At 70.2% G+C, this 25,165-nt stretch carries 26 protein-coding genes; 16 read left to right on the top strand and 10 right to left on the bottom strand.

Annotated elements, in window-relative coordinates; genetic code table 11:
- Positions 1 to 30 precede the first annotated feature (30 nt).
- The 3 genes from ACH4D5_RS05695 (at position 31) to ACH4D5_RS05705 (ending at position 2,750) form a co-directional block, all read left to right on the top strand.
- On the top strand, positions 31 to 1,167 hold the full coding sequence (locus ACH4D5_RS05695) for a glutamate--cysteine ligase (RefSeq protein WP_398298954.1): 1,137 nt from the start codon (positions 31 to 33) through the stop codon (positions 1,165 to 1,167).
- 93 nt (positions 1,168 to 1,260) lie between these two features.
- Positions 1,261 to 1,887 (top strand): TetR/AcrR family transcriptional regulator, encoded by a 627-nt coding sequence (locus tag ACH4D5_RS05700; RefSeq protein ID WP_398298956.1) that lies wholly within the window; start codon positions 1,261 to 1,263, stop codon positions 1,885 to 1,887.
- Entirely contained in the window at positions 1,884 to 2,750 is an 867-nt protein-coding gene (locus tag ACH4D5_RS05705) for an alpha/beta fold hydrolase (protein WP_398298958.1), read from the top strand. Before ACH4D5_RS05700 ends, ACH4D5_RS05705 begins: the two co-directional genes overlap by 4 nt.
- Positions 2,751 to 3,384: 634 nt before the next feature.
- Here the strand turns inward: ACH4D5_RS05705 and ACH4D5_RS05710 are convergent.
- From ACH4D5_RS05710 to ACH4D5_RS05730, 5 genes are all read right to left on the bottom strand, one after another.
- Positions 3,385 to 3,702, bottom strand: a complete 318-nt coding sequence (locus ACH4D5_RS05710) for an SCO5918 family protein (RefSeq protein ID WP_398299961.1) — start codon at positions 3,700 to 3,702, stop codon at positions 3,385 to 3,387.
- 59 nt (positions 3,703 to 3,761) lie between these two features.
- Positions 3,762 to 4,046 (bottom strand): CBS domain-containing protein, encoded by a 285-nt coding sequence (locus ACH4D5_RS05715; RefSeq protein ID WP_398298960.1) that lies wholly within the window; start codon positions 4,044 to 4,046, stop codon positions 3,762 to 3,764.
- A 44-nt stretch (positions 4,047 to 4,090) separates the two neighbouring features.
- On the bottom strand, positions 4,091 to 5,575 hold the full coding sequence (locus ACH4D5_RS05720; RefSeq protein ID WP_398298962.1) for a DEAD/DEAH box helicase: 1,485 nt from the start codon (positions 5,573 to 5,575) through the stop codon (positions 4,091 to 4,093).
- Between the two features lie 177 nt (positions 5,576 to 5,752).
- Complete coding sequence (locus ACH4D5_RS05725; protein ID WP_004986771.1) at positions 5,753 to 5,956, bottom strand: cold-shock protein; 204 nt, start codon at positions 5,954 to 5,956, stop codon at positions 5,753 to 5,755.
- Between the two features lie 317 nt (positions 5,957 to 6,273).
- Complete coding sequence (locus ACH4D5_RS05730; RefSeq protein WP_398298964.1) at positions 6,274 to 8,124, bottom strand: APC family permease; 1,851 nt, start codon at positions 8,122 to 8,124, stop codon at positions 6,274 to 6,276.
- Positions 8,125 to 8,368: 244 nt separating this feature from the next.
- On the opposite strand from ACH4D5_RS05730, the gene ACH4D5_RS05735 reads away from it, so the two are divergent.
- The 7 genes from ACH4D5_RS05735 (at position 8,369) to ACH4D5_RS05765 (ending at position 15,129) form a co-directional block, all read left to right on the top strand.
- A complete protein-coding gene (locus ACH4D5_RS05735; RefSeq protein WP_398298966.1) occupies positions 8,369 to 9,523 on the top strand; it encodes an aminotransferase class V-fold PLP-dependent enzyme in 1,155 nt (384 codons plus the stop codon).
- Positions 9,524 to 9,973: 450 nt separating this feature from the next.
- A complete protein-coding gene (locus tag ACH4D5_RS05740) occupies positions 9,974 to 11,317 on the top strand; it encodes an ATP-binding protein (RefSeq protein ID WP_398298968.1) in 1,344 nt (447 codons plus the stop codon).
- Between the two features lie 2 nt (positions 11,318 to 11,319).
- Positions 11,320 to 11,736, top strand: coding sequence for a roadblock/LC7 domain-containing protein (locus ACH4D5_RS05745; protein ID WP_362989547.1), 417 nt, complete (start codon positions 11,320 to 11,322; stop codon positions 11,734 to 11,736).
- On the top strand, positions 11,733 to 12,089 hold the full coding sequence (locus ACH4D5_RS05750; RefSeq protein WP_398298970.1) for a DUF742 domain-containing protein: 357 nt from the start codon (positions 11,733 to 11,735) through the stop codon (positions 12,087 to 12,089). The genes ACH4D5_RS05745 and ACH4D5_RS05750 overlap by 4 nt, the downstream gene beginning before the upstream one ends.
- The gene (locus ACH4D5_RS05755; RefSeq protein WP_398298972.1) at positions 12,067 to 12,678 is read left to right on the top strand and encodes a GTP-binding protein; all 612 of its coding nucleotides are present in this window, start codon (positions 12,067 to 12,069) and stop codon (positions 12,676 to 12,678) included. The genes ACH4D5_RS05750 and ACH4D5_RS05755 overlap by 23 nt, the downstream gene beginning before the upstream one ends.
- Positions 12,675 to 13,883 (top strand): cytochrome P450, encoded by a 1,209-nt coding sequence (locus tag ACH4D5_RS05760; protein WP_398298974.1) that lies wholly within the window; start codon positions 12,675 to 12,677, stop codon positions 13,881 to 13,883. Before ACH4D5_RS05755 ends, ACH4D5_RS05760 begins: the two co-directional genes overlap by 4 nt.
- Before the next feature lie 13 nt (positions 13,884 to 13,896).
- Positions 13,897 to 15,129 carry a cytochrome P450 gene (locus ACH4D5_RS05765; protein ID WP_398298976.1) on the top strand — a complete coding sequence of 411 codons (1,233 nt, stop codon included), beginning with the start codon at positions 13,897 to 13,899 and terminating at the stop codon, positions 15,127 to 15,129.
- 45 nt (positions 15,130 to 15,174) lie between these two features.
- Here the strand turns inward: ACH4D5_RS05765 and ACH4D5_RS05770 are convergent, their stop codons facing one another.
- Positions 15,175 to 16,488, bottom strand: a complete 1,314-nt coding sequence (locus tag ACH4D5_RS05770) for a cation:proton antiporter (protein ID WP_398298978.1) — start codon at positions 16,486 to 16,488, stop codon at positions 15,175 to 15,177.
- A 227-nt stretch (positions 16,489 to 16,715) separates the two neighbouring features.
- Between ACH4D5_RS05770 and ACH4D5_RS05775 the strand changes: the two genes are divergently transcribed.
- The gene (locus ACH4D5_RS05775) at positions 16,716 to 16,928 is read left to right on the top strand and encodes a hypothetical protein (protein ID WP_398300019.1); all 213 of its coding nucleotides are present in this window, start codon (positions 16,716 to 16,718) and stop codon (positions 16,926 to 16,928) included.
- Here ACH4D5_RS05775 and ACH4D5_RS05780 read toward each other — a convergent pair.
- The gene (locus ACH4D5_RS05780; protein WP_398298980.1) at positions 16,878 to 17,567 is read right to left on the bottom strand and encodes a DUF6300 family protein; all 690 of its coding nucleotides are present in this window, start codon (positions 17,565 to 17,567) and stop codon (positions 16,878 to 16,880) included. The genes ACH4D5_RS05775 and ACH4D5_RS05780 overlap by 51 nt on opposite strands.
- A gap of 417 nt (positions 17,568 to 17,984) precedes the next feature.
- Between ACH4D5_RS05780 and ACH4D5_RS05785 the strand changes: the two genes are divergently transcribed.
- From ACH4D5_RS05785 to ACH4D5_RS05795, 3 genes are all read left to right on the top strand, one after another.
- Positions 17,985 to 18,902, top strand: a complete 918-nt coding sequence (locus ACH4D5_RS05785) for a hypothetical protein (RefSeq protein ID WP_398298982.1) — start codon at positions 17,985 to 17,987, stop codon at positions 18,900 to 18,902.
- Between the two features lie 364 nt (positions 18,903 to 19,266).
- The gene (locus tag ACH4D5_RS05790) at positions 19,267 to 20,661 is read left to right on the top strand and encodes a Mucin-2 (RefSeq protein WP_398298983.1); all 1,395 of its coding nucleotides are present in this window, start codon (positions 19,267 to 19,269) and stop codon (positions 20,659 to 20,661) included.
- A 630-nt stretch (positions 20,662 to 21,291) separates the two neighbouring features.
- Entirely contained in the window at positions 21,292 to 21,975 is a 684-nt protein-coding gene (locus tag ACH4D5_RS05795) for a hypothetical protein (RefSeq protein WP_398298985.1), read from the top strand.
- Between the two features lie 74 nt (positions 21,976 to 22,049).
- Here the strand turns inward: ACH4D5_RS05795 and ACH4D5_RS05800 are convergent, their stop codons facing one another.
- Positions 22,050 to 22,184: a hypothetical protein gene (locus tag ACH4D5_RS05800; RefSeq protein WP_398298987.1), complete on the bottom strand. Its 135-nt coding sequence runs from the start codon at positions 22,182 to 22,184 to the stop codon at positions 22,050 to 22,052.
- 48 nt (positions 22,185 to 22,232) lie between these two features.
- Here ACH4D5_RS05800 and ACH4D5_RS05805 point away from each other — a divergent pair, with 48 nt between their 5' ends.
- On the top strand, positions 22,233 to 22,757 hold the full coding sequence (locus ACH4D5_RS05805) for an SMI1/KNR4 family protein (protein ID WP_398298989.1): 525 nt from the start codon (positions 22,233 to 22,235) through the stop codon (positions 22,755 to 22,757).
- Positions 22,758 to 22,939: 182 nt separating this feature from the next.
- Complete coding sequence (locus ACH4D5_RS05810) at positions 22,940 to 23,653, top strand: hypothetical protein (protein ID WP_398298991.1); 714 nt, start codon at positions 22,940 to 22,942, stop codon at positions 23,651 to 23,653.
- A gap of 119 nt (positions 23,654 to 23,772) precedes the next feature.
- Here ACH4D5_RS05810 and ACH4D5_RS05815 read toward each other — a convergent pair whose 3' ends face one another.
- Together ACH4D5_RS05815 and ACH4D5_RS05820 are read right to left on the bottom strand one after the other, a co-directional pair.
- Positions 23,773 to 24,084 (bottom strand): hypothetical protein, encoded by a 312-nt coding sequence (locus ACH4D5_RS05815; RefSeq protein ID WP_398298993.1) that lies wholly within the window; start codon positions 24,082 to 24,084, stop codon positions 23,773 to 23,775.
- A 271-nt stretch (positions 24,085 to 24,355) separates the two neighbouring features.
- A complete protein-coding gene (locus tag ACH4D5_RS05820) occupies positions 24,356 to 24,994 on the bottom strand; it encodes an SMI1/KNR4 family protein (protein WP_398298995.1) in 639 nt (212 codons plus the stop codon).
- Between the last annotated feature and the right edge of the window lie 171 nt (positions 24,995 to 25,165).

Consider the following 25,165-nt stretch of genomic DNA (forward strand, 5'->3'; position numbering starts at 1 on the left):
GAACGGTCACGGACAGAGAGGCAGGCTCCTTTGCGCACTGTAGGAGTGGAGGAGGAACTCCTCCTGGTCGACCGCGAGAGCGGGGAACCCCGAGCCCTGTCCTCCGCGGTTCTGGCGCGAGCGGCCAGGGACACGGAGGAGCGCCCCGGCACGGAGAAGCACGCCGACGACTACCGCGAGCCCGAGGACGAGGCGTTCGAGAAGGAGCTCCAGAGCCAGCAGCTCGAGTTCGCGACGCAGCCGCGGACGAGCATGGACAGCCTCGCGGACGAAATCGTCCGGTGGCGCGGGGAAGCGGCACGGCACGCGGGCGACGTGGGCGCCGCGATCGCCGCCCTCGCCACCTCTCCCCTGCCGGTGAGCCCGTCGATCAACACGGGCAGCCGCTACCAGTGGATGGAGGCACAGTTCGGCCTGACCACACAGGAGCAGCTGACGTGCGGCTGCCACGTCCATGTGTCGGTCGACTCGGACGAAGAGGGCGTGGCCGTCATCGACCGCATCCGCCCCTGGCTCCCCGTCCTGGTGGCGCTCAGCGCCAACTCGCCCTTCTGGCAGGGGAACGACAGCCTGTACAGCAGCTACCGCAGCAGGGTGTGGGGCCGCTGGCCGATGGCGGGCCCCACCGAGCTCTTCGGCTCCGCCGCCCGGTACGAGGAACAGGTCACCCAGATGGTCGCCACCGGGGTGCTGCGCGACCGGGGCATGGTCTACTTCGACGCCCGGCTCTCCCACCGCTACCCCACGGTCGAGATCCGGGTCGCGGACGTCTGCCTGGAAGCCTCGTCGACCGTCCTGGTCGCGACGCTGGCGCGGGCGCTGGTCGAGACGGCCGCACGGGAGTGGCGGGCCGGCCGGCCGCCACTGGCGCACGGCATCGACCTGCTGCGGCTCGCCGCGTGGCGGGCCGCGCGCTCCGGCCTCGACGACACGCTGCTGCACCCCGTGACCATGCGGCCTGCCACCAGCGCCGAGGTGGTGCGCGTGCTCGTCGACCACGTGCGGGACGCCCTGGAGGACACCGGCGACCTCGACCTGGTGCGCAGGGCCACGGCGGACCTCCTGAAGAACGGCAATGGAGCCCAGATCCAGCGCGACCTGCTGCACCGGACGGGCAGCCTGCGGGACGTGGTCACGGAGTGCGTCCGCCGCACACAGCTGACGTGATGGGCCTCCCCCACTCTTGACTCTTTTAGAGACCCCTCTATTTTTAGAGGGGTCTCTAGTTTTTTCCATGTCATGGCGGAGGGGTGCACGCGTATGCGGAAGGTCGAAGAGGGCGGCCTGCGTGAGCAGAACAAGGCCCGGCGGCGGTCCCTGATCCTGGAGGCGACGCGGGCACTCCTGCGGGAGGGCCCGGAGTCGGTGATCAGTACCGAGCGGATCGCCGAGCGGGCGCAGGTCGCCCCGGCCACCGTGTACAACCTGATCGGGCCGCGCGACAAGGTCTGGGAGGCGCTCGCCGCCGGGTTCATGGACGAGCTGGAGCGCCGGCTCGCGGTGTCGGGGGCCGGTGACCCGCGGCACGTCGTGAGGTCGACCGTCCAGCTGTTCGTGGACGACCCGGTCGTGTCGCGGCGCATGGTGCGGGAGTGGCAGGCAAGTGGTCTCGTGTTCGACCGCAGTCCGCTTGTCCAGCTCCGCCGGACGATGGCGGACGCCCGGACGCATGGCCTGCTGCGGGCCGACATCGACACCGACGCGCTGGCGGCCACTGTCGCCGCCTCGTGCGTGGGCGCGCTGCATCAGTGGGTCGCCGACCTGATCGACGACGAGCGGTTCCTGGCGCGCGCCCTGTTCGCACTGGACGTCGCGCTCGCGGCGGCGGCCTCGGACCCCTGCCGCGACGAGCTGCTTGCGCCGCTACGGACCCGGGGCACGGCATGACGCCCGGCGCCGCGCCACGGACCCGGCGCTTCGTGGGCCGCGACGGCATCCGTCTGACGGCGGACGTATGGGGCGAGGCGTCCTCGCCGCCCCTCGTCCTGCTGCACGGCGGCGGCCAGACACGGCACGCCTGGGACCGGACCGGCCCTCGACTGGCCGCCCTGGGGTGGTACGTCGTCGCCCCCGATCTGCGCGGGCACGGCGCCAGCGAGTGGTCGGCCGACGGTGACTACGACCTCGACCTGTTCGCCGACGACATCCGGGCGCTCGTCACCGGCATCGGCGGCCGCCCGGTGCTCGTCGGCGCCTCGCTCGGCGGTCTCGGTTCACTGCTGGCCGCCGGAGAGCCGCCCGGGGCGGCGGTTCGCGCGCTGGTTCTCGTCGACGTCGCCCATCGGCCGGACCTCCACGGCACCCATCGGATCTTCGCTTTCATGCGCCGACGGCCGGACGGCTTCGCCGACGTCGGCGAAGCGGCCGCGGCGGTCTCCGCCTACCTGCCCCACCGGCCGCGTCCGGACGACCCCGAGCGGATACGGAACAACTTGCGCCGCCACGGCGACCGCTGGGTCTGGCACTGGGACCCGCGACTGCTGGACAGTTTCGAGGACCGGATGGATCCGCCCGGCATGGCGGAGCGCCTCCTCGACGCGGCGCGCGGCGCCGGCGTGCCGATCCTGCTCGTCCGCGGCGGGAGCAGTGACGTGGTGCGTCAGGACATCGCCGAGCAGTTCTGTGCCGGCGTCCCCCTCGCGCGGTGCGTGGAGGTGGCCGGTGCGGGACACATGGTGGTCGGCGATCGGAATGAGCGCTTCATCGAGGCGGTCGTCCCGTTCCTCGAAGGGGCGATAGCCCGGTCGTGACGCGCGGGCGTACGGCGGATGAGAGACGCCGCCCATGACGCGCGGGCGTACGGGCGAATGAGAGACGCCGGGCATGTGGAGGGGCCCCGGCGCGTGTGGCACCGGGGCCCCGAAGGAACTACAACACCATCTGCCGACCTCAGTGTTGCGTCGGCTTTCCGTATCCGCACGGCCGTCCGTCGCAGTGACGGGGGTGCGGGGATCGCGGATGCGTGACCGGAGACCACCTGCCTATCGATGTCCTGCGGTACCCGGGTGCAGACTTCCGCCCGGGCGATCCTGACGGCGCTCTATTTCCTCCGTTCTTCCCTCTCTGTACTCAACTGTGGCCTCTTACAGCGCCACTTCGACAGCCGGCCCGTCGCCCATCCCGATCCACTCTGGCTCCGAGCCCCGCCGCCGTACCACTGCCCGGCAGTTCGTGTCTGCCGTGCCTTTCTCGATGCTCAATCTCGACTACAGCAGAAACCATAGACGGGTGAGCACCCAATGTCTACTCCAGCGAGAGCAGATTTTTCGCCTTCTCTCGATGAGGTAATCGGACCCGCTGATCTATGGATGCCGAACGCAGTGAGGGCCTGACCGGCACGTGCCGGTCAGGCCCTCACTGCTGTTCTGGTGGTTGCTCCGGCGGTCAGGCCGGCAGCGGAGCGCCCAACAGGGCGGACGCCCGCTCGAACGGACTGCCCATCCTGGCGGGGGCGACCGGGGCGGCCGCGGGCAGGGTCCGGCAGGTGAAGCCGAGCTGGGCCATGGCCCGGAGGACCTCTCCCGCACTGAAATCACGGGGATCCTGGCGGGTGATGACCCGGCCGACCTGTTTGACGGGGTAGTGGCGGCGCCCGATGATCACGGACTGGCCGGTGACCGGTTCGGGCTTGACGCCCTTCATCGTTTCCAGCACCCCGCTCTTGGTGAGGTCGAACGGGAAGCGAGCGATGACACAGCGCATGAGACCTCGCATGGGGAGGGGGTGGGGAAGAAGGTCGGGGCGGCCCGTGACGGGCTGGTTCAGTGGACGGGGGCGGCGGTGAGGTCCCGCAGGCGCATCAGGTCCGTGTAGCCGGAGCCGTCACGGACAGCCGTGAGCCTGGCCCTGGTGACCAGACCGGTGCGCCGGCCGTCCTCGTCGCAGACGAGCAGGTGCCCGACGCGGGCGCCGGCCATGACGGACAACGCCACCTCGACGGTCATGTCGTCCCATACCCGCGGTCCTGCCTCGGCCGCGGCGTCGCCCGAAGGACCGCGTACGGGCTCGGCGTTCACCGGCCGGGGATGCGTCTGAACCAGCGTCAAAGGTGCCTCCTGAAAGCGGGGTTGATGTCCGGAGCGCGAAGGGGCTACGCCGCGGCGTCGACGGCGGACCGCTGCGAAGCGGCGCGCCGGGCCGCCGAAGCGGGGCGGCGGCGACCGCGTGCGGCGGTGCCGCGCTTGGGGCGTTCGGTGACCGGCGCGGTGATGACGACCGGGATGCCCGAGGGGGCCTGGGCGCCGGTGATGCGGTGCAGCTCCTGCTCGCCGGAGCGGACCTGGGTGATCTGCGGGCGGATCCCGGCGTCCGACATGAGGCGGACCATGCCGCGGCGCTGGTTCGGGGTGACCAGGGTGACGACACTGCCGGACTCACCGGCACGGGCGGTACGGCCGCCGCGGTGCAGGTAATCCTTGTGGTCGGTCGGCGGGTCCACGTTGACGACGAGGTCGAGGTTGTCGACGTGGATGCCGCGGGCGGCGACGTTGGTCGCCACGAGCACGGTGACGTGTCCGGTCTTGAACTGCGTCAGGGTGCGGGTGCGCTGGGGCTGCGACTTCCCGCCGTGCAGCGCGGCGGCCCGTACACCGCTGTTGAGCAGGTCCTGGGTCAGCCGGTCGACGGCGTGCTTGGTGTCCAGGAACATGATCACGCGGCCCTCGCGGGCGGCGATCTCCGTGGTGGCCGTGTGCTTGTCGGCACCGTGGACGTGCAGCACGTGGTGCTCCATCGTCGTGACCGCGCCGGCCGAGGGGTCGACCGAGTGGACGACGGGGTCGGTGAGGTAGCGGCGGACCAGGAGGTCGACGTTGCGGTCCAGGGTGGCCGAGAACAGCATCCGCTGCCCCTCGGGCCGCACCTGGTCGAGGAGCGCGGTGACCTGCGGCATGAACCCCATGTCCGCCATCTGGTCGGCTTCGTCGAGCACGGTGATGGCCACCTGGTTCAGACGGCAGTCGCCACGGTCGATGAGGTCCTTGAGCCGGCCCGGGGTCGCCACGACGATCTCGGACCCGGTGCGCAGCGCGCCGGCCTGTCGGCCGATCGACATGCCGCCGACGACGGTGGCAAGGCGGAGCCGGACGGCGCGGGCGTACGGGGTGAGCGCGTCGGTCACCTGCTGGGCGAGCTCGCGGGTGGGGACCAGGATCAGACCGAGCGGCTGGCGGGGCTCGGCGCGCTGTCCGGCGGTCCTGGCCAGCAGGGCGAGGCCGAAGGCGAGGGTCTTGCCGGAGCCGGTGCGCCCGCGGCCGAGCACGTCACGGCCCGCGAGGGAGTTCGGCAGCGTCGCCCCCTGGATCGGGAAGGGCACGGCCACTCCCTGCCTGCCGAGCTCGGCCAGGAGCGGCGCGGGCATGTCGAGATCGGCGAAGCCCTCCACTGCGGGCAGCGCCGGGGTGACCGTCTTGGGGAGAGCGAACTCACCCTGCACGGGGGCGGGTCGGCGGCTGTAGCCACCGGACCCACCGGATCGGCGCGGGGCCGCCGCTCCGAAGCGGCTACCGCTCTTTCCGGCGTCGGCGCCGCCATTACGGCTGCGGGAAAATCGGTCGTTCGTACGTGTGCGGTTCATGCGGAACCTTCCTCGACGCGGTGCATACCAAGGAATTCTTCCGGCGATGAGCGGCACAGAGAATCACAAGAAATGGACCGAATGGAACGTAAAAGCGAGAATGCTTTACGGTAAAAGAATGCAGCTGGGGCCCGCACCCCGAAGGATGCGGGCCCCAGCTGCAAGTGCGCGTTCGCGTCAGGCGGGAACGATGTTCTCGGCCGTCGGGCCCTTCTGGCCCTGCGCGATGTCGAAGCTCACCTTCTGGCCTTCGAGCAGCTCGCGGAAGCCCTGGGCGGCGATGTTCGAGTAGTGGGCGAACACGTCAGCGCCGCCACCGTCCTGCTCGATGAAGCCGAAACCCTTTTCCGCGTTGAACCACTTCACGGTGCCAGTAGCCATGTCATATCTCCTTGGGGCAGTACATCGGTGTCCACACTGTGCGGACACCGTGTCGCCGCGATGATTAACCCCGCCCGGAAAAATGACCGGAAATACAAGAGTGCTCCCACCGGCAGGGCCGGTCAGGGGCACTTGAAGTTCGGGAACCACAACTGCAACTGAGATCGACAGTAGCACGCTTAAGGGGGCCTGCACACGGCGGAAAATCCCGCTCCTCCGCTGTGCCAAAAACCCTCACCGCGGGGATCGTTAAACCCTCATACGGCGGTCTCATATATTTCCCGACCGGGAGCCCAACGTTTCGGAGAAAATTTTCCTCAGGTCAGCCGGAAGCGGAGGCGGCAGATCGCCGCGTCCGTGTCGCGGCGTACGGCGTGGGCGACGACCGCGCCCCGCTGGTTCTGCAGGATGCGCTGCCAGAGGTGGGCCGGCTCCGTCTCGGGGATGAGGACCGTGACGCGGGTGCCGGGGTGGTAGTCGTAGATCCTCCTGACGTACTCCGCCACGGGGCGGCCCACCGTGCGGTGCCGGGACCTCAGCTCGATCAGGTCGACACCCGGGTTCCACAGCTCCCAGTCGCGGCGCAGCGCGGCCGCCGCCTCGCGGTCCTCGGGCTCGTCGTACGTCACGGTCACCGCCCGCACCTCGTCGCCGAGGGACACCGCCGCGTTCAGCGCCTCACCGGTGAGCTTCGAGAGCCCGCCGACCGGGACGACGACCAGCGAGTGGTCGCGGTGCGGGGGCTCGGGCACGCGGCCGATGCCGAGCCGCTCGCCGATCTTCGCGTACGCGCGGTGGACGGTCTCGAAGGAGAGCACGAGCAGCGGGAGCGCGACCACGATCAGCCAGGCACCGTCGTGGAACTTGGTGGCGGTCACGACGATCGCGCTGACCCCCGTGAGCAGGGCGCCGAGGCCGTTGAGCAGCGCCTTGGCCCGCCACCGGGCGCCGCGCTCGCGCCGCCAGTGCAGCACCATGCCGGTCTGCGCGACGGTGAAGCCGACGAAGACGCCGATCGCGAAGAGCGGTACGAGCGTGTTGGTGTCGCCGCCGGAGAACAGCAGGAGCGCGGCCGAGACGCCCGCGAGCGCGAGCACGCCGTGCCGGTGCACCTGGCGGTCCGCCTTCAGGGCGAAGACGTGCGGCAGGAAGTGGTCGCGGGCGAGCAGTTTGAGCAGGACGGGCAGGCCGCCGAAGGAGGTGTTCGCGGACAGCGCGAGCAGCACCGTGGTCGCGAACTGGATGACGTAGAAGGCCCAGTTGTGCCCGAGGGAGGCGTCGGCGAGCTGGGCGAGGACGGTGACGCCGTCGACCGGCCGCAGGCCGAAGCGGGAGATGAGCACGGCGAGCCCGATCAGCATCGCGCCGAGCAGACCGCCGAGGGCGATCTCCGCGTGCTGGGCGCGCCTGGCCCGCGGCTCGCGGAACGAGGGCACGGCGTTCGCGATGGCTTCGACGCCGGTCAGCGCCGAGCAGCCGGACGCGAAGGCCTTGAGCAGGAGGAGGGCGCCCACGGTGGTGGCGTTCTCCGTGAGGACGGCGGCATGGCCTTCGGCGGTGGCGGTCGAGACGGGCGCGTCCCGGAACAGGCCGACGGCTATCAGCGTGAAGATCGCCACGACGAAGACCGCGGTGGGCACGATGAAGACCTTCGCGGACTCGACGATGCCGCGCAGGTTCACGGCCGTGATCAGGACGAGCACTCCCAGACAGAGGACCAGCCGGTCGTCGTACAGCGCCGGGAAGGCGGAGGTCAGCGCGGCGACGCCGGCGGTGACGGCGACCGCGACGTTCAGCACGTAGTCGAGGACGAGAGAGGCCGCGGCGACCAGGCTGGTCCGGCGTCCCAGGTGGACCTTGGCCACGGCGTAGGAGCCGCCGCCGTCCGGGAACGCGGCGATCACCTGACGGTACGAGGCGACGAGGACAGCGAGCAGGCCGGCGATCGCGAGGGTCACGGGGAGCGTGAACCCGAGGCCGTGCCCGCCGGCCGCGGCGAGCACGAGAACGATCGCCTCGGGCCCGTACGCCACGGACGCCATCGCGTCGAGCGAGAGGGCGGCGAGTCCGGTGAGGGCGGTCAGCCGGTGCTTCTCGCCGGTGTCCGGGGTATCCGGCGGTTCCTCCGCGGCCGGGACGGTGCTTGACTCGACAGTCGGAGCGGACATGTACGCGTACTCCTTCACGCGCCCTCTCGGGCAGATCATGGGCAGGTGCGCCCAGGTTCCGTCCGTTCGGGCCGGCGGGAGTTCGTCCCTTACGGGTCCTTCATGTCCAGGGCCGCATTCCATACGCGGCTCTGACGAGACGCGCCTCCGCGAGGCCATATCCGGCGGCGAGAACGCGACATCCGCGGAAGCGGTGTCGGCGGACGCCTGCGCATGTCGCCGTCCCCCTGAGACGATCGTCGGCGTGCCCGCAATCACCCCCACCTCCCCCGCCGAATTCCCCGGTGGCGCCGAGCTGTTCCGGCTCAGTGCCGACGTAGCCCATCTCAACCACGGGTCCTTCGGAGCCGTCCCCGTTCCCGTCGCCCGCGCCCACCGGCGCCTGACGGAGGAGGCCGCCGCGGATCCGGACGCCTTCTTCCTCGCCGTCCCGGACCGGCTCGCCGAGGCCCGCGCCCGTATCGCGGTCCACCTCGGCGCCGACCCCGACGGAATGGCCCTCGTCACCAACGCCACCGAGGCCGCGGGGCTCGCCCTGGACACCCTGCGGCTCGCGCCGGACGACGAGGTGCTGGTCACCGACCACGGCTACGGCACGGTCGTCGCGGCCGCCGCCCGCCGGGCCCGGGTCGTCACCGTCCCCCTCGACCCGGCGCTCGCCGACGGAGAGGCGGTGCGCAAGGCCGTGCTCGCCGGCCTCACCCCCCGCACCCGGGTCGCGCTGCTCGACCAGATCAGTTCGCCCACCGCCCGGCCCATCGCCACGCCCGGGCTCCTCGCCGACCTCGCGGCGCGGGGCGTGACGACCGTGGTCGACGGCGCCCACGCCCCCGGGATGCTCCCCGATCCCCTCGCCGGAGCACCCGACTTCTGGTTCGGGAACCTCCACAAGTGGGCGTACGCCCCGCCGGGCAGCGCGGTGCTCGCCGTGGCCCCCGCCCACCGGGCACGGGTGCCGGCCCCCGTGCCCTCCTGGGAGGACGACCGCGGCTTCCCCCGCGCCGTCGAGTACCGGGCCACCGCCGACTACACGGGCCTGCTCGCCGCCCCGGACGGCCTGGACCTCCTCGCCTCCCTCGGACCCGGCCGCGTACGCGCCCACAACAGCGCCCTCGCCGGCTACGGCGCCGAACTCCTCGCGGCGCTGCCGGGGCTGAGGCCCCTGCCCGCCGACGAGCGGCTCGCCATGCGGGCGCTGCGGCTGCCGCCGGGCCTCGCCCGCACCCAGGCCGAGGCGGCGGCGCTGCGCGAGGAGATAGCCGGCCGCCTCGGTTTCCGCGTGCTGGTCTGGTCGTGGCCGGGTGGCGGCGGCATCCGCGTCTGCGGACAGATCTACAACGTATCCGCGGAGTACGAACGCCTCGCGGCGGCGCTGCGCCCGCTGCTGGACGGGCGGTGACCAGGTCGCCCGGCGTGGCCCCTGCTCATCTGGACCACGAGCGGTGAACACGACAAGATATCGTTGACGAGCGACGCCAACTGGCTCTTTTCAGAAGCCAATTGGCTGAAAACGTATGCCGTGGGAAGTCTGCCACGACCGAGGAAAGCCAGGAAGTGCTGATGAGTGCAGTGAGACAGGCCGGGCCCTCGAGACGGTCTCGATGCGCCCACTGGCTCGGCTTCCCACAGACGCCCTAGTCGGCACCCGCCCCGCGGCGGCCCGGCCCGTGACGGGCCCGGCCATGTGCCCGCGCGGCTTCCGGACGGGCCCCACGCGTCGTGGCAGCCGAGCGCACCGGATGCCGCCGGGCGGACCGCGGCCCGCGGCACGGCCCGCACCTGCCACAGTCACCCCGTCCAGTCGGCGGCACCCGTCCGCCTCACCCCTTTGAGACCTCTAGAGGACGTGATGACAGACCTGATACAGGCCACCACCGTGGTGCCCTCGGTTCTCGCCCTGGCCGCCGGCGGCGCGGCCTGGCGGTTCTGGGACCAGTACCGGGGCGAGCGCGCCACCAGCGGCCGCCTCCGTGCCGAGGCCGAGGAGATCGCCAGGCGACAGCGCGCCACCGAGGACGTCCTCGCGCAGTTCGCCGGCGGTGTGATTCCCAGGCTGGGGGCCGAGGCGGAGCGTCTCGGCACCGGCCACGGGGTCGACATCGAACTGCCCGAGGCGCTGGTGAACACGGTGCTCGCGCAGCGCCTCGCGGAGCTGGCCGACTCGGCGGCCCACACGGTGCGCAAGGTCCAGTACGACGCGCAGACCAGCACGAGCGCCCAGATCGCCGAGGTCCGGGAGAGCGCTCACGACGAGGTCGCCCGGGCGCGGCAGAGCGCCGAGGAGTCCAGCAGGGCTGCGGTGCGAGCCGTCTCCTCCGCGATGGTGGGCATGGCCTCCAAGCTGAGCCAGCGGGTCAGTCACGGCGTGCGGCGGCACGAGGGAGACGAGGCGTACGAGACGCTGGTCGGCATCGACCACCCCACCCAGCAGATGCTGCTCGTCGCCCAGAACTACGTGGTCCTGTCCGGAGGCAAGTTGTCGCGTCGCTGGCCGGCCACCCCGCTGACCGATGTGGTGCGGGCCGCGATGGGCAGCATCGAGGAGTACGAGCGCGTCGAGCACCAGGAGCTGGACGTCACGCTGACCAGCCGGGCGGTCGGGCCGGTCGTCCACGCCTTGGCGGTGCTCCTGGACAACGCCGTGCGCTACTCCCCCTCCTCCGCGCGCGTCCACGTGGCTTTCCAGGAGGGCCACCACGGCGTCTCGGTCATCGTGGACGACGCCGGTCTGCGCATGAACGAGGAGCAGCTGACCTGGGCCCGAAAGATCCTGACGGGTACTCAGCGCGACGACATCAACCAGCTGGGCGCGCACCCGCAGACCGGCCTGCGAGCGGCCGCGGCCCTCGCCGCCGACTACGGCTTCCGGATCGACCTGGAGGCGCCGAACCCGTTCGGTGGCACGCGCGTGTACATGTTCATCCCCAAGAGCCTGCTGACCGCGTCCGCCGCGCCCTCCCCCGCTCCCCCGCCGGCGGCCGAGCCGTCCCCCGCCAAGCGCACCACCGCCAGCGGGCTCACCGTCCGGTCCCGGTCCGCGGCCGGCCGGTCGCGGACGTCCGCCGCCGCGAGCCCGCGGGCTTCGGCGCCCGAGGCCGCGGCGCCGGGGCGGCCCTCGATCGCCGCCGCCTGGGCGCAGGGGACCCGCAGCGCACGCACCGAAGACCCGACCACCACGCACGAAGGAGCCTGACCGTGACCACCGGCAACGAACTTGGCTGGCTGCTGGACCGCTCACTGGGGTCCCTCGACGGCGTCCGGCACGCGGTGCTGATGAGCTCCGACGGTCTGCTGCACTCCCGGACGTCCGGGATCGGACAGGACGAGGCGGAGAAGTTCGCCGCGATCACCGCGGCCGTCCGCGCCGCCGCGCTCGCCTACGACGAGGAGACCGGCGGCGGGGGCACCCGGCAGGCGCTGATCGAGCTGACCAACCACGTCGGCCTCATCACCCAGGCCGGCGGCAACACCATGCTGTCGGTGCAGACCAGCGGCCCCGACGCGGACATCGGCCTGATCACCCATCACATGCTGGAGCTGGCCCAGCGGGTGGGTCACGAGATGAAGGTCGCGCCGCGGCAGCCCTCCGAGTTCGGCCTGCCGACGACGTGAGCGGACCGCGGCGGGACCCGGACCTGGTCAGGCCGTATGTCCGTACCGACGGGCGGGTCCGCGCCGATCCGGCGGTGCGCCTGGAGACCGTGGTGATCGCCGCGAGCGGGTCGAGCGAGGGCCTGGGGGCGGACGCCCGGCGGGTGATGGGCCTGTTCACCCACGCCGGGGGCGGCGGCCTGGCGGTCGCGGACATCGCGGCCGCCCTGGAGTTCCCTCCTTCGACGGTACGCATCCTCGTCTCCTCGCTCATCGACGAAGGCCTGCTGACCCGCCCTGTCGCCGCCGGTGACGACCAACCCCAAACCGATCTGCTCCAGGAGGTACTGCGTGGTCTCCGCGCCCTCGTCTGACGGCCTCGTCTATGTGCCACCCGGCGTGACCCGGTCCGCGAAGATCGTGATCTCGGGGAGTTTCGCCGTCGGCAAGACGACGTTCGTGGGCAGCGTCTCCCAGATCCCGCCGTTGCGCATGGAGGAGCGGATCACCCAGGCCAGTGCCGGGGTGGACGATCTGGCGCGGACGCCGCGGAAGACGACCACGACCGTCGGCATGGACTTCGGCCGCCTGCACCTGAGCGACTCCCTGGTGCTGTATCTGTTCGGCACTCCCGGTCAGGGGCGGTTCCGTCCCATGTGGGCCGGGCTGACCGAGGGGGCCCTGGGGGCGCTGGTCCTGGTCGACACCCGCAATCTGGAGGCATCCTTCGAGATCCTCGCCCTGCACGAGGAGCAGGGCACTCCGTACGCCGTGGCGGTCAACCTGTTCGACGGAGCGCCGCGTTACGACCTGGACGAGATCCGGCAGGCTCTCGACCTCGACCCGGCCACGCCCCTGACGACGTGCGACGCGCGGGACAGCACCTCCAGCGTGCTGGCCCTGATCACCCTCTGCGAGTACCTGTCCGACCTGCACGCACCTGTTTTGGAGCCCCGCCCGTGACCAGCCCGACCACGACCGACGCGGCGACCGAGCGCCGGATCGCCCTGTACGACGCCGAGTTCGCGGCCGATCCGCACGCGGCGTACGCGCGGATGCGGGCCGAGTTCGGGCCGTTCGTCCCGGTGGACCTCGTTCCCGGGGTCCCCGCGACCCTCGTCGTCGGCTATGCCCAGGCCCGGCGCATCCTCAACGACCCCCTGCGGTTCCCGGCCGACCCGAGGGTGTGGGAACAGTCCGTCCCGGAGACGTGCCCGGTGCGCCCGATGATGGAGCACCGTCCCAACGCGCTGCGCTCGACCGGCCCCGAGCACACCCGCTACCGGTCGGCGAACACGGCCGCGATCGACGCCGTCGACCAGCACGAACTGCGCACGGTGGTCGAGCGGGTCGCCGACGCGACCATCGCCGAGTTCCGCGACTCCGACGGCGCCGATCTGCTCTCCCAGTACGCCTGGCCCATCGCCTTCCGGGTGCTGAGCGCCCTGCTCGGCTGCCCCGACGAGGTGGGCCGCCGCATCGCCGACGGCATGGCCAAAATCTTCGAGGGGGTGGACGCCGCCAGCGGCAACGAGATCCTCGCCCGGGCGGTCGCCGACCTGGTGTCGCTGCGTCGGCGGCAGCCCGGGAACGACATCACCTCGCGGCTCCTCGCGCACGCCGCGGAGCTCGACGACGTGGAGATGGCGCACCAGCTCGTCACGCTCTACGGCGCCGGCATCGAACCCCTGACCAACCTCATCGCCAACACCGTCCTGCGGATCCTCGTCGACGACCAGTTCTCCGGCGACCTCCACGCGGGCGGCTCCTCCGTGCGCGAGGCGCTCGACACGGTGCTCTACACCGACCCGCCCCTGGCGAACTACTGCATCAGCTACCCGCCGCACCCCGTCGACGTGGACGGCTTCCTGCTGCCCGCGCACCAGCCGGTCGTCATCTCGATGGCCGCCTGCAACAACGACCCCGCCCTCGGGGAGCAGCGCATCGCGAGCAACCGCGCCCACCTGTCCTGGAGCACGGGCCCGCACGCCTGTCCCGCGCGCCCGCACGCCTACCTCATTGCCGAGACCGCCATCACCCACCTGCTCGACGCGCTGCCCGAGATGGACCTCGCCGCCGCCCCCGACGACCTGGTCTGGCGCCCCGGGCCCTTCCACCGGGCGCTGTCCGCCCTGCCCGTCCTGTTCCCCACCGCCGCATCCGTCTGAAGGGACCACCACCATGGCCGTGCCCACGCAGCCGATCGTCCTCGACCCCACCGGAGCCCGCGCACACGACGAGCACCACCGGTTGCGGGCGCACGGCCAGGCCGTCCGCGTCGACATCCTGGGCGTCACCGCCTGGTCCGTCACCGACCCGGCGCTCCTCAAGGAGCTGCTGACCAGCCCGAACGTCTCCAAGGACGCCCGCGCCCACTGGCCGGAATTCAACGACACGGTCCAGCGATGGCCGCTCGCGCTGTGGGTCGCGGTGGAGAACATGTTCACCGCGTACGGGGCCGACCACCGGCGGCTGCGGCGCATGGTCGCCCCCGCCTTCAGCCATCGCCGCATCACCGCGCTGCAGGAGAACATAGACACGCTCGTCACCGGCATCCTCGACCGGCTGGCCGCGCTCCCGCCCGGCGAGACGGTCGACCTGCGCGAACAGCTCGCGTATCCGCTGCCCATCGCGGTCATCAGCCAGCTCATGGGCGTACCGGCCGGACAGCAGGACTCCTTCCGCCGGGTCGTCGACGGCGTCTTCGACACCACCCTGACCGCCGAGCAGTCCGAGGCCAACACCAAGGCGCTCTACGAAGCCCTTCACCTGCTCATCGCCGCCAAACGCAGCGAACCCGGCGACGACATGACCTCCCTGCTGATCACCTCGCGCGACGAGGACGAGGAGGGCGGCATGTCGGAGGACGAACTGCGCGACACGCTGCTGCTGATGATCAGCGCCGGGTACGAGACCACCGTCAACGTCATCGACCAGGCGATCACCCAGCTGCTCACCCACCCCGACCAGCTCGCGCTGCTCCGGTCGGGTCAGGTCGACTGGAGCGAGGCCGTCGAGGAGACGCTGCGCCTCGAACCGGCCGTCAGGCACCTGCCCCTGCGGTACGCCGTGACGGACATCGCGCTGCCCGACGGCCAGACCATCGCCCAGGGCGAGGCGATCCTCGCCTCCTACGCGGCCGCCAACCGCCACCCCGACTGGCACGGCGAGAGCGCGGACGACTTCGACATCACCCGCACGGTCAAGGAGCACCTCGCCTTCGGCCACGGCGTCCACTTCTGCCTCGGGGCCCCGCTCGCCCGCCTCGAGGTCATCACGGCCCTGCGCCTCCTGTTCGACCGCTTCCCACAACTCGAACTCGCCGTACCGGCCGACGAGTTGAAGCCGCTCGGCTCCCTGCTCAGCAACGGCCACCAGACCCTGCCCGTACGCCTCCGTCCCGCGCAGCCCTGACGAGGAGGGAGCCGGCGCCGCGCAGCGGGTCGCCGCGACACCCCGCTACGAACCGCGCCCGGTGCCGTCCGCCGCGTGGTCCGTCGCCGGCTCCCCCTCCCGCGAGGTCGTGGTGGTCGTCCTGCGCCGGTCCAGCCGGGAGACGACCGGCCCGGCCGTGAGGCCGTGCACCACGACCGAGACCAGCACGGTGAAGGTCACCACCGCCCACAGCTCCCGCTCCGGCACCGGGAAACTCTGCCGGCCCAGTGCGTAGGCGAGGTAGTACAGCGACCCGATGCCGCGGATGCCGTAGGCGGCGACCACCCAGCGCTCCCGGCCTCGCACCCGGCCGCCCAGCAGCCCCGCCCAGCCGGCGAGCGGCCTGATCACCAGCAGGAGCAACAGCCCGGTGACAGCGCCCTGCCAGGTCAGCGGCGCCAGGCCGCCCAGCGCGATGAAAGCGCCGAGGAGGAACAGCAGGGCCGCGGTGAGCAGGCGCTCGACCTGCTCGACGAAGTCATGCAGCACGTTGTGGAAACCGTGCGCGCGCTCGGCCGCCCGGACGGTGCACGCGGTGGTGAAGACCGCCAGGAAGCCGTAGCCGCCGGCGAGTTCGGTCACTCCGTACGACAGGAAGGTGGCGGCGAGCGCCACGAACCCTTCCTTGTACTCGGACAGGCGCAGCGCGGTCGCCCGGGTCCGGAAGAACAGCCAGCCCAGCAGCCGCCCGACCAGCAGTCCGCTCAGTACGCCGACGACGCACTTGAAGGCGACGTCCTCCAGCGCCCACGCGCCGACCCAGTCGGCCGACCAGCCGGCTCCCGCGGCGGCGGCGAGCGCGATGGCCGCGTAGGTGAAAGGGAAGGCGAGACCGTCGTTGAGCCCAGCCTCACTGGTGAGGGCGAAGCGCACCTCGTCCTCGTCGTGCTCGTCCCTGGTGGGCTCACCCACCCGCACCTCCGAGGCGAGCACGGGGTCCGTCGGCGCGAGGACGGCCGCGAGCAGCAGGGCGGCGGCGGGCGGCCAGTCCAGCAGCCACCATGCCGCCAGTGCGGTGACGACGACGGTCAGGAGCATCGTGATGCCGAGCAGCCGCCAGGTCGAGGACCACAGCCGTGGGCCGACGGGCCTGTTCAGGGCCAGCCCCGCACCCATCAGGGCGATGATGACGCAGACTTCGGTGACGTGCTCGGTCAGCAGCCGGTGCTGCATGGGGTCGACCGCCGGCAAGGGCAGCGGCAGCAGATATACGGCGATACCGCCCACCAGGAAGACCACGGGCAGCGACAGCGGCCGCCCGGCCACCACCCGGGGAAGCACCGCCGCGAGCAGCGCTCCCGCTCCCAGCCACACGAACACGCCGTCGGCAAGCGTCACTGTGCTGTGCCTGTCCTTTCCATGACCCTCAACCCATACTTCACATGGGTTGCACCGCACCACACGGCTCACAGTCCCACGTGCCCTCGCGAGGGCGCCTTACGCGGCGTCAGTGGTGGGCGTGTGTGGGGGTGGCCTCCGTGCTCGGGCACGGCGGTGGAGGTGGCCCGGGTCCCCGACCCGCAGTGCCACCAGGTGCCCGAAAACGGTCGAAGGGCCGTGTAGGTATGAGGCAAGGCGACAACGGTGACGGTGTCTTGGATCCTGCTGTTGCGGCCGCGCTGCTGGATGCGTACTGGCTGATGATCGACTCTCCTGCTCGGTCGCTTTGCGCGCTGTGCCGGACGGAGCAGGCAAAAGACGACACCGAAGGCAATCAGCAGGGGCGCTTATTCAGCATCGACCGCATGTCCGGCAAACGCCGCTGGTCCGGTCCGTGATACTGGCCGTTGCCGCGGCCTCTGTCGTCGCCGCGGCGTGGGCAACGGCCCTGGCCGGAAGCTGAGGGCCTGGCCCAGGGCTCGCCACCGCCGTGACCTGAACCTACCCGAACAGAACACCGCTGCCGCCGACCTCGTCGCCAGCAGCGGGACCCCCACACTCCCGGCAGCACCGTCGTTCCAGCTGCCGTTCCTGCGCCATGCCAACAGCGGAACAGTGGCCGAAGACGAGGCCGACCGATAGCGGCGGGGACACCGACTGCCAGGCCCGGCGTCGCCGTCAGTCGATGAGATGGCCCCGGGACGGCCTGGGGCCAGACCGCAGCCCGACCACCGGCCACCCGGATCGGCAGGGGCTTCCTCCCAGAACCAGCCGTAGGCGCCCATACCTTCCTTGGTCCACTCCATCATCAGCCGCGCTCCCTCCTCGGCCTGCCTGGTGTCGTGGCCACCGCCCGTGCTGAAGAAGCGGATGACAGCGGAGGCCGCAGGCTTATCCGCGTCGCAGACCTTGCACAACTCCAGCCGGATGGGCCGGCCATACGAGTCGGTCTTCGGCATCTTGGCCACGGTGACGAGCTGATCTTGACTACAGCGTGAACAGGCGGGCAGGGTCCGGGATCGCACAACCTGGTTCATAAGGCGCCCCCTTGCGCAAAACGAGAGCCTCCACCCAAGACTCCCTCACACCCCCCTTGCACCCACCGCACACGCCAGAACTTCTCCCAGCCGCCAAACCTGACAGGCTTCTAGCGGTGGTCAGCGGCGGCTCATGCAGCCCGGTAAGACGGACCTGAGTGGGGACATCGGGTGAGACATCCACCAGGGCGAAATGCCTTTCCCTGGGAGGAAGCTCTCGAACGCCGAGTCTTCCCGCTGTCTCACACGTGTCCATCCCAGCGTGGGCCTGGGGATCACTTCGACTTCACGCCCTGAGAGTTGGGTCCTCGGCCTCGCCCGCTCCGGGTCGCCGCTGCAAGGAAGGGAGTGATCCGAAAGACGAACTTAAGTGCACCCCCCTTGGGCATGTACGTAGCTACGTACATGCTGGATTGGGTGCAGTCCAGCGCCCAGAGCGCCGCCAAGGGCAAGCCCGGCTGGGCCGGACGACTCGCCGACGCCCGCCACGTCATCGGCCTGACCCTCACCAAGGCCGTGCTCCTGACCCTCACAGCGCTCGTCCTGGACCTGCGCCTCACCGCCACCGGACTGGCCGCCGGCCTCACCCTGGACGCGGCCTCCCACTGGTGGGCCGACCGACGCTCCACCCTCGCCTGGCTCGCCAAAACCCTGCACCGCTCCGAGTTCTACCACCTCGGCAGCGCCGCCCATCCCGCACACCCGACCACCGCTGAGGGCAGGCACGCCGCACATCTGGGGACCGGCGCGTATGCGCTGGATCTTCTCTGCACCAACCCAGGGCCACGCGGGCGTTTGGTTGGTGAGGGCAGGCACCCGGCACGTTCAGCTAATTCGGAAGCCCAGGTCCGCGAGGAAGTCACGAGGGTGCATGACCTCGATGTCCTGTTCCCGAGCCCTCTTCGTCAGACGATCATCCCCTGTCACGAGGACGCTTTGCTCGTATTGGGCGGTGACGCCGATCAGGGCGTCACGGGTATGCCCTCCAGAGCCCGACCTCAGTTCCTCAAGCGTCGATGTCTCACTGCTCAAGCGGGCCTGGTCAAGGCGCGAAACGTTAAGGACGAATCCACCGCTCGGGACGAGACGGCCAAGGCTGACCAGCACGAGAAGCAGCAGACGCCGCTTCTCCAGATCACCGGTCTCGGCCAGCTCATCGACGGTGACATGTGGGAAGAGGATCTCGACGTTTCCGCTGTCGACAGCTGCGCGAACCGCCTCGTAGGCACCCGAGTGCAATGCGATCGGGTCCACCGCGTTGGAGTCCAGGACGAAGTGCCGCATGGTGCGGACCGTACTTGCTCGCGGCTGTGCCGCGTGGGAGGTGCCCGGTGACGAGTATTGAGCATGTTGCGACGCTGGCAACGTTCGGGGCGGTGTGGGCGGTGTAGGCGGTCCTTGCGGTCGGGCACAACCTGGCAGATCAGGTGATCGGTCAGACCGACCGACAGGCCGCGGGTAAGGGTGCGCCGTCAGCGACGGATGTCGCCGACAGCGTGAACCCGCGGAAGAGCTGGGGTGCGTGCCTGGCTCACGTCACTTCTGTTGGGCTGGTGGCTTGGGAGCCCTCCCCCTGGGCAGGCATCTGTGCTGGTCAAAGCCTCGAGGACTGGTGCCACGGCGGTCGACAGATGTCGTGCATGGCATACGAGATCATGGGCGTGGACCGGCCGGAGAAGACACAGGGGGTAGGGGAATCATGGTTGCGTTCCACGCATCCGCGCTGGACGGAGTGGCCCGAAATCCGGCGCTGCCGACGCCGCTGCTGCTGCGCCTGCTCACCCTCGGGGCAGACGGTGACCGTCCGCCCCGTGACGTTCTTCACCGGGCCGGACTCCCCGAGTCGGCCGTCGCGCTGATCCTGGCCCACCCGAACCCGGGGGCCCGGATCGATTTCGCCATGAGTGCCAGGGCGGAGCCTGCACAGCGGGCTCGACTCGCGGACGATCCTTCTCCCAAGGTGCGGGCAGCTCTCGCATACGGACCCGAGGTGTACGATCCGCGCGCAAGGATCGCGCCGCTCCCGGATGCCGTGTGCGCCCGCCTACTCGACGACCCGGAACCTTCCGTACGCACGGCCCTGCTGGAGTCGCCCCATCTGGCGCCATCGTTCGTGGCATCGATGGCCACTCATCACCGTGCGGCAGCGCGCCGGGAAGCGGTGCGTGCATGGCCGTCCCTGTCGGCGGGCGAGCGGTCGGCACTGCTGGCCGACCCCGACCCCGAGGTGCGGCGGGCCGCCAAGCTGCAGAAGTGCCGGCGGGACGCCCGCGTGACCGCCGAACTCCTCCGCGACCCGAAGTCCGCCGCCGAGGCACTGCGCCGCGGGCTCCTTGACCGTGCCGCCGCCGAGCGGTGCCTCGCCGAGCGGACGCACCTGGCGGCCCTCGCCGAGAACCCGTCGCTGCCCGCCGACCTCGTAGAGCGGCTCGCCGTGGACCCCGACGAGGCCGTACGGCTCGCCGTCTCCCTTCGGCCCGAGCTGGACGAGACGCGGCGCATGGCCATCGACTTCACGGCCGGGGACCTCGACAGGGGTGACGGCGTGTGGTGGGTACGGGACGGGCTCGCCGAACCCGAGGTAATGCGCCGGGCCGCGACCTCCGCTCACCCGTTGCTCCAGCGCGCCGCCGCCCGGAGCCCCCATCTGCCGCCTGACCTGCTGCGCCTGCTTGCACGCGTCGAGGACCCGGTGGTGGAGAACCTCCTGGGCATTCACCACCCCGACGCTCCGGAGGAGGTCCTGATGCGGGTGTTTGCGCGGCTGGGTGGGACGTTCTCCGCCTGGATGGCGGAGACGCACCCTCGGTTTCCCCGCGAGGGCCTAGCCACCCGCTACGCGAACCACCCCGACGGGAACTACCGCCGACTGGCCGTACGGGATCCGGCCGCCACGCCGGAGCTGATCGAACGGCTCAGCCACGACCCCGTCGTCTGGACGCGTCAGGCGGCGGCCCGCGATCCGCGCCTCCCGTTCCACCGGCTCCGCGAGGCCCTCCTCGTCCCCGAACTGGCATCCAGCGCGGGTGCCAACCCGGCGCTCCCCGAGGACGAGATGGCCGCCGTCCTGGACCGAGCTGGCGTTCCCGCCTGACTGCCGGGCGGAACCGACTTGCTCGCACCCCACAGTGAAGGCTGCGATCACCGACCAGCGGTTGGTGTCTGGGCTCGATGAAGCGAAGGAGTCTCATGCACGATCACATGATCAGAACTCAAGGCCCCCGGACCCAACGAATCCCCGAGTTGGTGCAGTTAACAGACCAGAGCTTCCACACTCTATTCCTCTTCCTCGCCGCCCTGCTCATCGCCACCCTCTGACGGACGGCAGCAAGTCCCCCACCAGCGCGAGCCAGAGCTCCGCAGACAACGCAGCCCGTAAGCGGGCCCTGACGGCGCACGACACCTTCGTCGACTCCGCCGCCCGCTACCTGGAGAACACCGCCCGCTGCCCCACCCAAGCCCACCAGGAGAAACACATAACTGAGCAGGCCGACACCGAGCAGCCCGAGCAGGACATCCTCGCCCAGCTGAGGGAAGCCGCGGCAGCGCTGGAGCGGTGCTCGCAGCGGCTCGCCGAGACCATCGCCGAGCCGCTCTCCGTGACGGCGACGCCTGACCAACTCCCGAAGACCAGGCCGTGGCCGCTGCCCTTCCAGACGTTGCCTGCGGCCTTCCTGTCGGTGAGCCGATCCTCTGACCCGGGCCGACGGATACCGTGAGGAGGATGCACAAGGACCACTACGGCCTCTCCTGGATCGGCGAGCATGCCTACGCCGACACGCCGTCTCGCGACACACCAGGTATGCGTGAGGGGATCTCGTTGACCGCGATACGCGGCATTGACACGTCCGCGTGGCTCGACCGCCTGGGCGCTGTCACGACCGGGAGGCCGGTCGCGTACCGGGACTACACCATCCCGGACGACGTCGAAGGGTCGCTCGCCATGGTCGGAACCAGTGGCGACTGGTCCTTTGTCCTGGAGGACGGGGACGCGGCCACAGTGTTCCTGTCCCAGTTCGACAACGATGACGTTCTGTCCCGTGAAGGAGAGGAGATGGTGTGCGTGACGCTCAACCGCCACGATGCGCCTGCCATGATCCTCTACTCCTCTCCGGCCGATGACCGGATGGCATGGTCGGCTGATTTCGGCACGGCCTTCCTGGACGGATACTCCGCGCTTCCCGAAGACACTGCGGCCCGCCTGTCCGTTCTTGACGACAGGCTCGCTGCTTACGGTGCCGTCCATGCCCGGCTCGCTCCTCCGGCCCGTCCGTGGTCGGAGATGGGACTGTCGGACTGGGCGCCGGCCGTGTATCGGGCCGTCGGCTGCCTGTTCGGCATCCGGATCGACCGGGACGACGTCGAACAGGGACAGCTGCCCGCGGTGGTACTGCCGGAGCCCGTGTAGACGCGGCCAGGACACAAGGAGGGGAGGGGGCAAGCCTGGCTGGTGTGCCGCCCCTCCCTTGTGCTGTTACAGGGTCAGCTCGTCTTCATGGTGCACTTGAAGAGGCCGTTCTTGTCCTCGCAGTCGCCGCTCATGCCGGTCTCGAGCCAGTACGCATCGCGGTCGTCGAGACGGAGCTTCTTCGCGAAGCCCACGGAGAACGCGGACATGGACACGGAGCAGTACGGCCCGGTTTCTGGGGGCCATAGGATGCGCTCGTGGCGCAGCTTGATGAGGTCAAGGCGACGTTCCGGGGCGAGGGCCGGTACGGGGTCCAACTGCCGTTGACCGACGCTGTCGTTCAGGATGCCGAGTGTCAGCTCGGTGTCCGTCTGCCGGCTTCGCTGCTGGAGATCCTGCGGATCCAGGACGGCGGTGCGGTGGCGGAGCTGTGGAATGCGTTCCCGACCGATGTGGCGACGTCGTGGAGCGAGAACCACGTTCCGCTCGACGACATGATGGGCATTGGCCGTCACGACGGCCAGTTGTCTTTGCTGGACACGGCGTATCTGGTCGAGGAGTGGGGTCTACCGTCCCCGCTGGTTCTGTTGTCCGGTGATGGTCATTGCTGGATCGCTCTCGACTACCGCAGGTGCGGAAAGCACGGGGAGCCGTCGGTGACGTGGGTCGACGTGGACGACGACACGGAGCTCCCGCTGGCCGCGGACTTCAAGACGTTCGTCGAGCGTCTGGTTGCGGCCACGTCGCTCGATTCCGGTGCCTCGGAGGGTGACCGGTCGTAGTCATGATCCGGCTCTGCCGAGCCTGCCGGGTTCGGGGTGTTCTGACAGGGCGCCAGTAGATCTCGTGCTGGTCGTGGCCGGCGTTGCCGGGCACGGTCCGCCGGTACGACCTTTGTGCTCGCCCGGGTGGCACTCCACCGAAACCGTCCTCGGCGCCCGACGGGCCCCGGTATCACCAGACCGTGATCACCACCTGTCGCGCGGCCCTGGCCGCAGCCTTCCTCGCCCTGCCCCTCACCACTGTGTCTCCGGCCGCAGCCGCCGACGCCGACCTGGTCGCGCTCCCGATGACGCTGAAGCAGGCAGTCGCCGCTCTGCCAGCGGCCGCGGAGAAACGGGAGGGCTACCAGCGCTCTCGCTTCCAGCACTGGACTGACGAGGACCGTGACGGATGTGACATCCGCGAGGAAGTCCTCATCGCCGAGTCCCGCACCGCCCCCACCATCGGCCCGGGCTGCAAGGTCACCGCAGGGGAGTGGTTCTCCTACTACGGCGGCCAGACCACCACCCAGCCCCGCGGCCTGGACATCGACCACATGGTGCCGCTCACCGAAGCCTGGGACTCCGGCGCCTGCACTTGGAGCGCCGCGCGGCGCAAGGCCTACGCCAACGACCTCGGTGACGAACGGTCACTCGTCGCTGACAGCCCGGAGCAGCCGCTCGAAGTCCGACCAAGACCCGGCCGAATGGCAGCCGCCGCTCGCCGACGCCCGCTGCACCTACACCACCCACTGGGTGGCGACCAAGCTCCGCCGGAACCTGGCCGTCGACAAGGCCGGGCGGTAGGCCCTGCAAGAGCCGGCCGCCGGGTGCGGGCAGGAGAGGGTGGAGTACGAGCCCGCCGGCTAACCAACGCCTCTCCGTCCCTGGGCGCCGGGGCGGGGCATCCCGCGTGACCGCCTTCTGCTCAAGCCGGTGCAGGTCGCGGCGGTGGCGGAGGGTGAACCAGGCACACTCATCCGCCATCGCAGCAACCCTCCTGCGCCACCGCGGAATGGCCGAATGAACTGGTGTCTTAGCAGGTCAGCCGGCGTTCGGCGCTTTCGTAGGTGGCGAGGTTGTAGTCGACGCTCACGACGGTCTTGTAGGTGTAGGTGCCGGAACCCGTGCAGGTCCACCACGCCATCTGGGTACCGCTCTCAAGCGGGGCCCAGTCCACTTCCTCCCAGCCGTACCAGCGGTGACGCTGCAGGGAGATGGTGGCATCCGTGCAGCCGCTGCGGGTCTTGCCGGCCTTACCGATGATCTCGCTGATGCCCTTGTAGGGGGCCGAGATGCTGTAGCAGTTCCGGTCCCAGTCCGAGGCGGCGGCCGGAGTGGCCGGCATCAACAGCGTGGCTGCGCAGGCCAGCGCCACGGCGACAGATGACTTTCCGGCGATCCCGAGAGTACACAGCCAGAGCACCGTCAAAACTCATGCGTAGGGCGGCGTCTTGGCCTCCAGCATCCCTACGCGAACCCAGCAAGGTAAAGGAGCGACCTTCAACCCCCGCGGCCAGACCAGCTTGTCGATCCACTGCGCCTCGCCGCGAACTGCCGCTCGCTCTTAAGCGCCGCCAGGTCCGCCCCCGCCCGCCGCGAACCGAGCCCCAACTACGTCAGGTTCGGATCTGCCACTCCAGGCAACGGTGGCCTGATTCGTCCTCGTACGGTGTGGGCCAGTAGTAGAGGAACGGGCCGTCAGATTCCAAAGCGTCGGCCAAGGTTCGAAAAAGCTCCGTCAGACCGGTTGCCCAGAGGGTCCCGTCCAGGTCCCCGGACCCGATGCCCATTTCATATACGTGACCGTATGAGGGTCCGGGGCGGTGATCGACAAAGGCAACCCCGCCATCGTTGGGAAGCGCGAACGGCACGCAGCGGTGCAGATTCACGGCCAGTGCATCGTCCTCCCACAGGTCGGCACCAAGGTTGTCCTTGCCGACATCCACGAGCACGTCGTACATCGTCTCGATGTCGTCCACGCCGCCAAGACGGTGCCCCGAGGGAAGAAAAGCACCAGCAGGAAGGGGCCTGTGGAAGCCAGGAGCGGCAACAGGTTCATCGGCCCCATCATGCTGCTGCAGCAGTGCCTTGAGCTCTGGGTGCAGGTCGAAGCCAAGCCGCGACTCCAGCGCGATGAGCCGCTCGCGCTCCGCCGGCCTTCGCAGCATGGCGTGATCGGCGGGCGAGTTCGAACAGAGCCACGACTTAAACCGAAACCACTCACGCTCGAACGCCGGAAGATCTATCTGTGTCATCCGCTAAACATAGAAGGTCGCACTGACAGCGAGCTCCCAGGCGGCCAGACTGGCCGGCAGGAGTCAGAAACACCTACTCGTCTGCAGGCGGCTGCACTCCGGAGAAGGTCGGCGGCAGGCCATCTCCAGGTGCTGCGAGCGCGGTCAGGCGACCGTAACTCGCACCGCCCT

Source organism: Streptomyces sp. NPDC018029 (assembly GCF_044327655.1).
In the GTDB taxonomy this organism is placed as follows: Bacteria; Actinomycetota; Actinomycetes; order Streptomycetales; family Streptomycetaceae; genus Streptomyces.

What these genes read in the sequence shown, in the direction of transcription:
- ACH4D5_RS05700 (WP_398298956.1), top strand. Translation starts at nt 1,261, where the DNA reads ATGCGGAAGGTCGAAGAGGGCGGCCTGCGTGAGCAGAACAAGGCCCGG.
- ACH4D5_RS05705 (WP_398298958.1), top strand. Translation starts at nt 1,884, where the DNA reads ATGACGCCCGGCGCCGCGCCACGGACCCGGCGCTTCGTGGGCCGCGAC.
- ACH4D5_RS05710 (WP_398299961.1), bottom strand. Translation starts at nt 3,702, where the DNA reads ATGCGCTGTGTCATCGCTCGCTTCCCGTTCGACCTCACCAAGAGCGGG.
- ACH4D5_RS05720 (WP_398298962.1), bottom strand. Translation starts at nt 5,575, where the DNA reads ATGAACCGCACACGTACGAACGACCGATTTTCCCGCAGCCGTAATGGC.
- ACH4D5_RS05725 (WP_004986771.1), bottom strand. Translation starts at nt 5,956, where the DNA reads ATGGCTACTGGCACCGTGAAGTGGTTCAACGCGGAAAAGGGTTTCGGC.
- ACH4D5_RS05730 (WP_398298964.1), bottom strand. Translation starts at nt 8,124, where the DNA reads ATGTCCGCTCCGACTGTCGAGTCAAGCACCGTCCCGGCCGCGGAGGAA.
- ACH4D5_RS05740 (WP_398298968.1), top strand. Translation starts at nt 9,974, where the DNA reads ATGACAGACCTGATACAGGCCACCACCGTGGTGCCCTCGGTTCTCGCC.
- ACH4D5_RS05765 (WP_398298976.1), top strand. Translation starts at nt 13,897, where the DNA reads ATGGCCGTGCCCACGCAGCCGATCGTCCTCGACCCCACCGGAGCCCGC.
- ACH4D5_RS05775 (WP_398300019.1), top strand. Translation starts at nt 16,716, where the DNA reads ATGAGGCAAGGCGACAACGGTGACGGTGTCTTGGATCCTGCTGTTGCG.
- ACH4D5_RS05780 (WP_398298980.1), bottom strand. Translation starts at nt 17,567, where the DNA reads ATGAACCAGGTTGTGCGATCCCGGACCCTGCCCGCCTGTTCACGCTGT.
- ACH4D5_RS05790 (WP_398298983.1), top strand. Translation starts at nt 19,267, where the DNA reads ATGGTTGCGTTCCACGCATCCGCGCTGGACGGAGTGGCCCGAAATCCG.
- ACH4D5_RS05795 (WP_398298985.1), top strand. Translation starts at nt 21,292, where the DNA reads ATGCACAAGGACCACTACGGCCTCTCCTGGATCGGCGAGCATGCCTAC.
- ACH4D5_RS05800 (WP_398298987.1), bottom strand. Translation starts at nt 22,184, where the DNA reads ATGTCCGCGTTCTCCGTGGGCTTCGCGAAGAAGCTCCGTCTCGACGAC.
- ACH4D5_RS05815 (WP_398298993.1), bottom strand. Translation starts at nt 24,084, where the DNA reads ATGCCGGCCACTCCGGCCGCCGCCTCGGACTGGGACCGGAACTGCTAC.
- ACH4D5_RS05820 (WP_398298995.1), bottom strand. Translation starts at nt 24,994, where the DNA reads ATGACACAGATAGATCTTCCGGCGTTCGAGCGTGAGTGGTTTCGGTTT.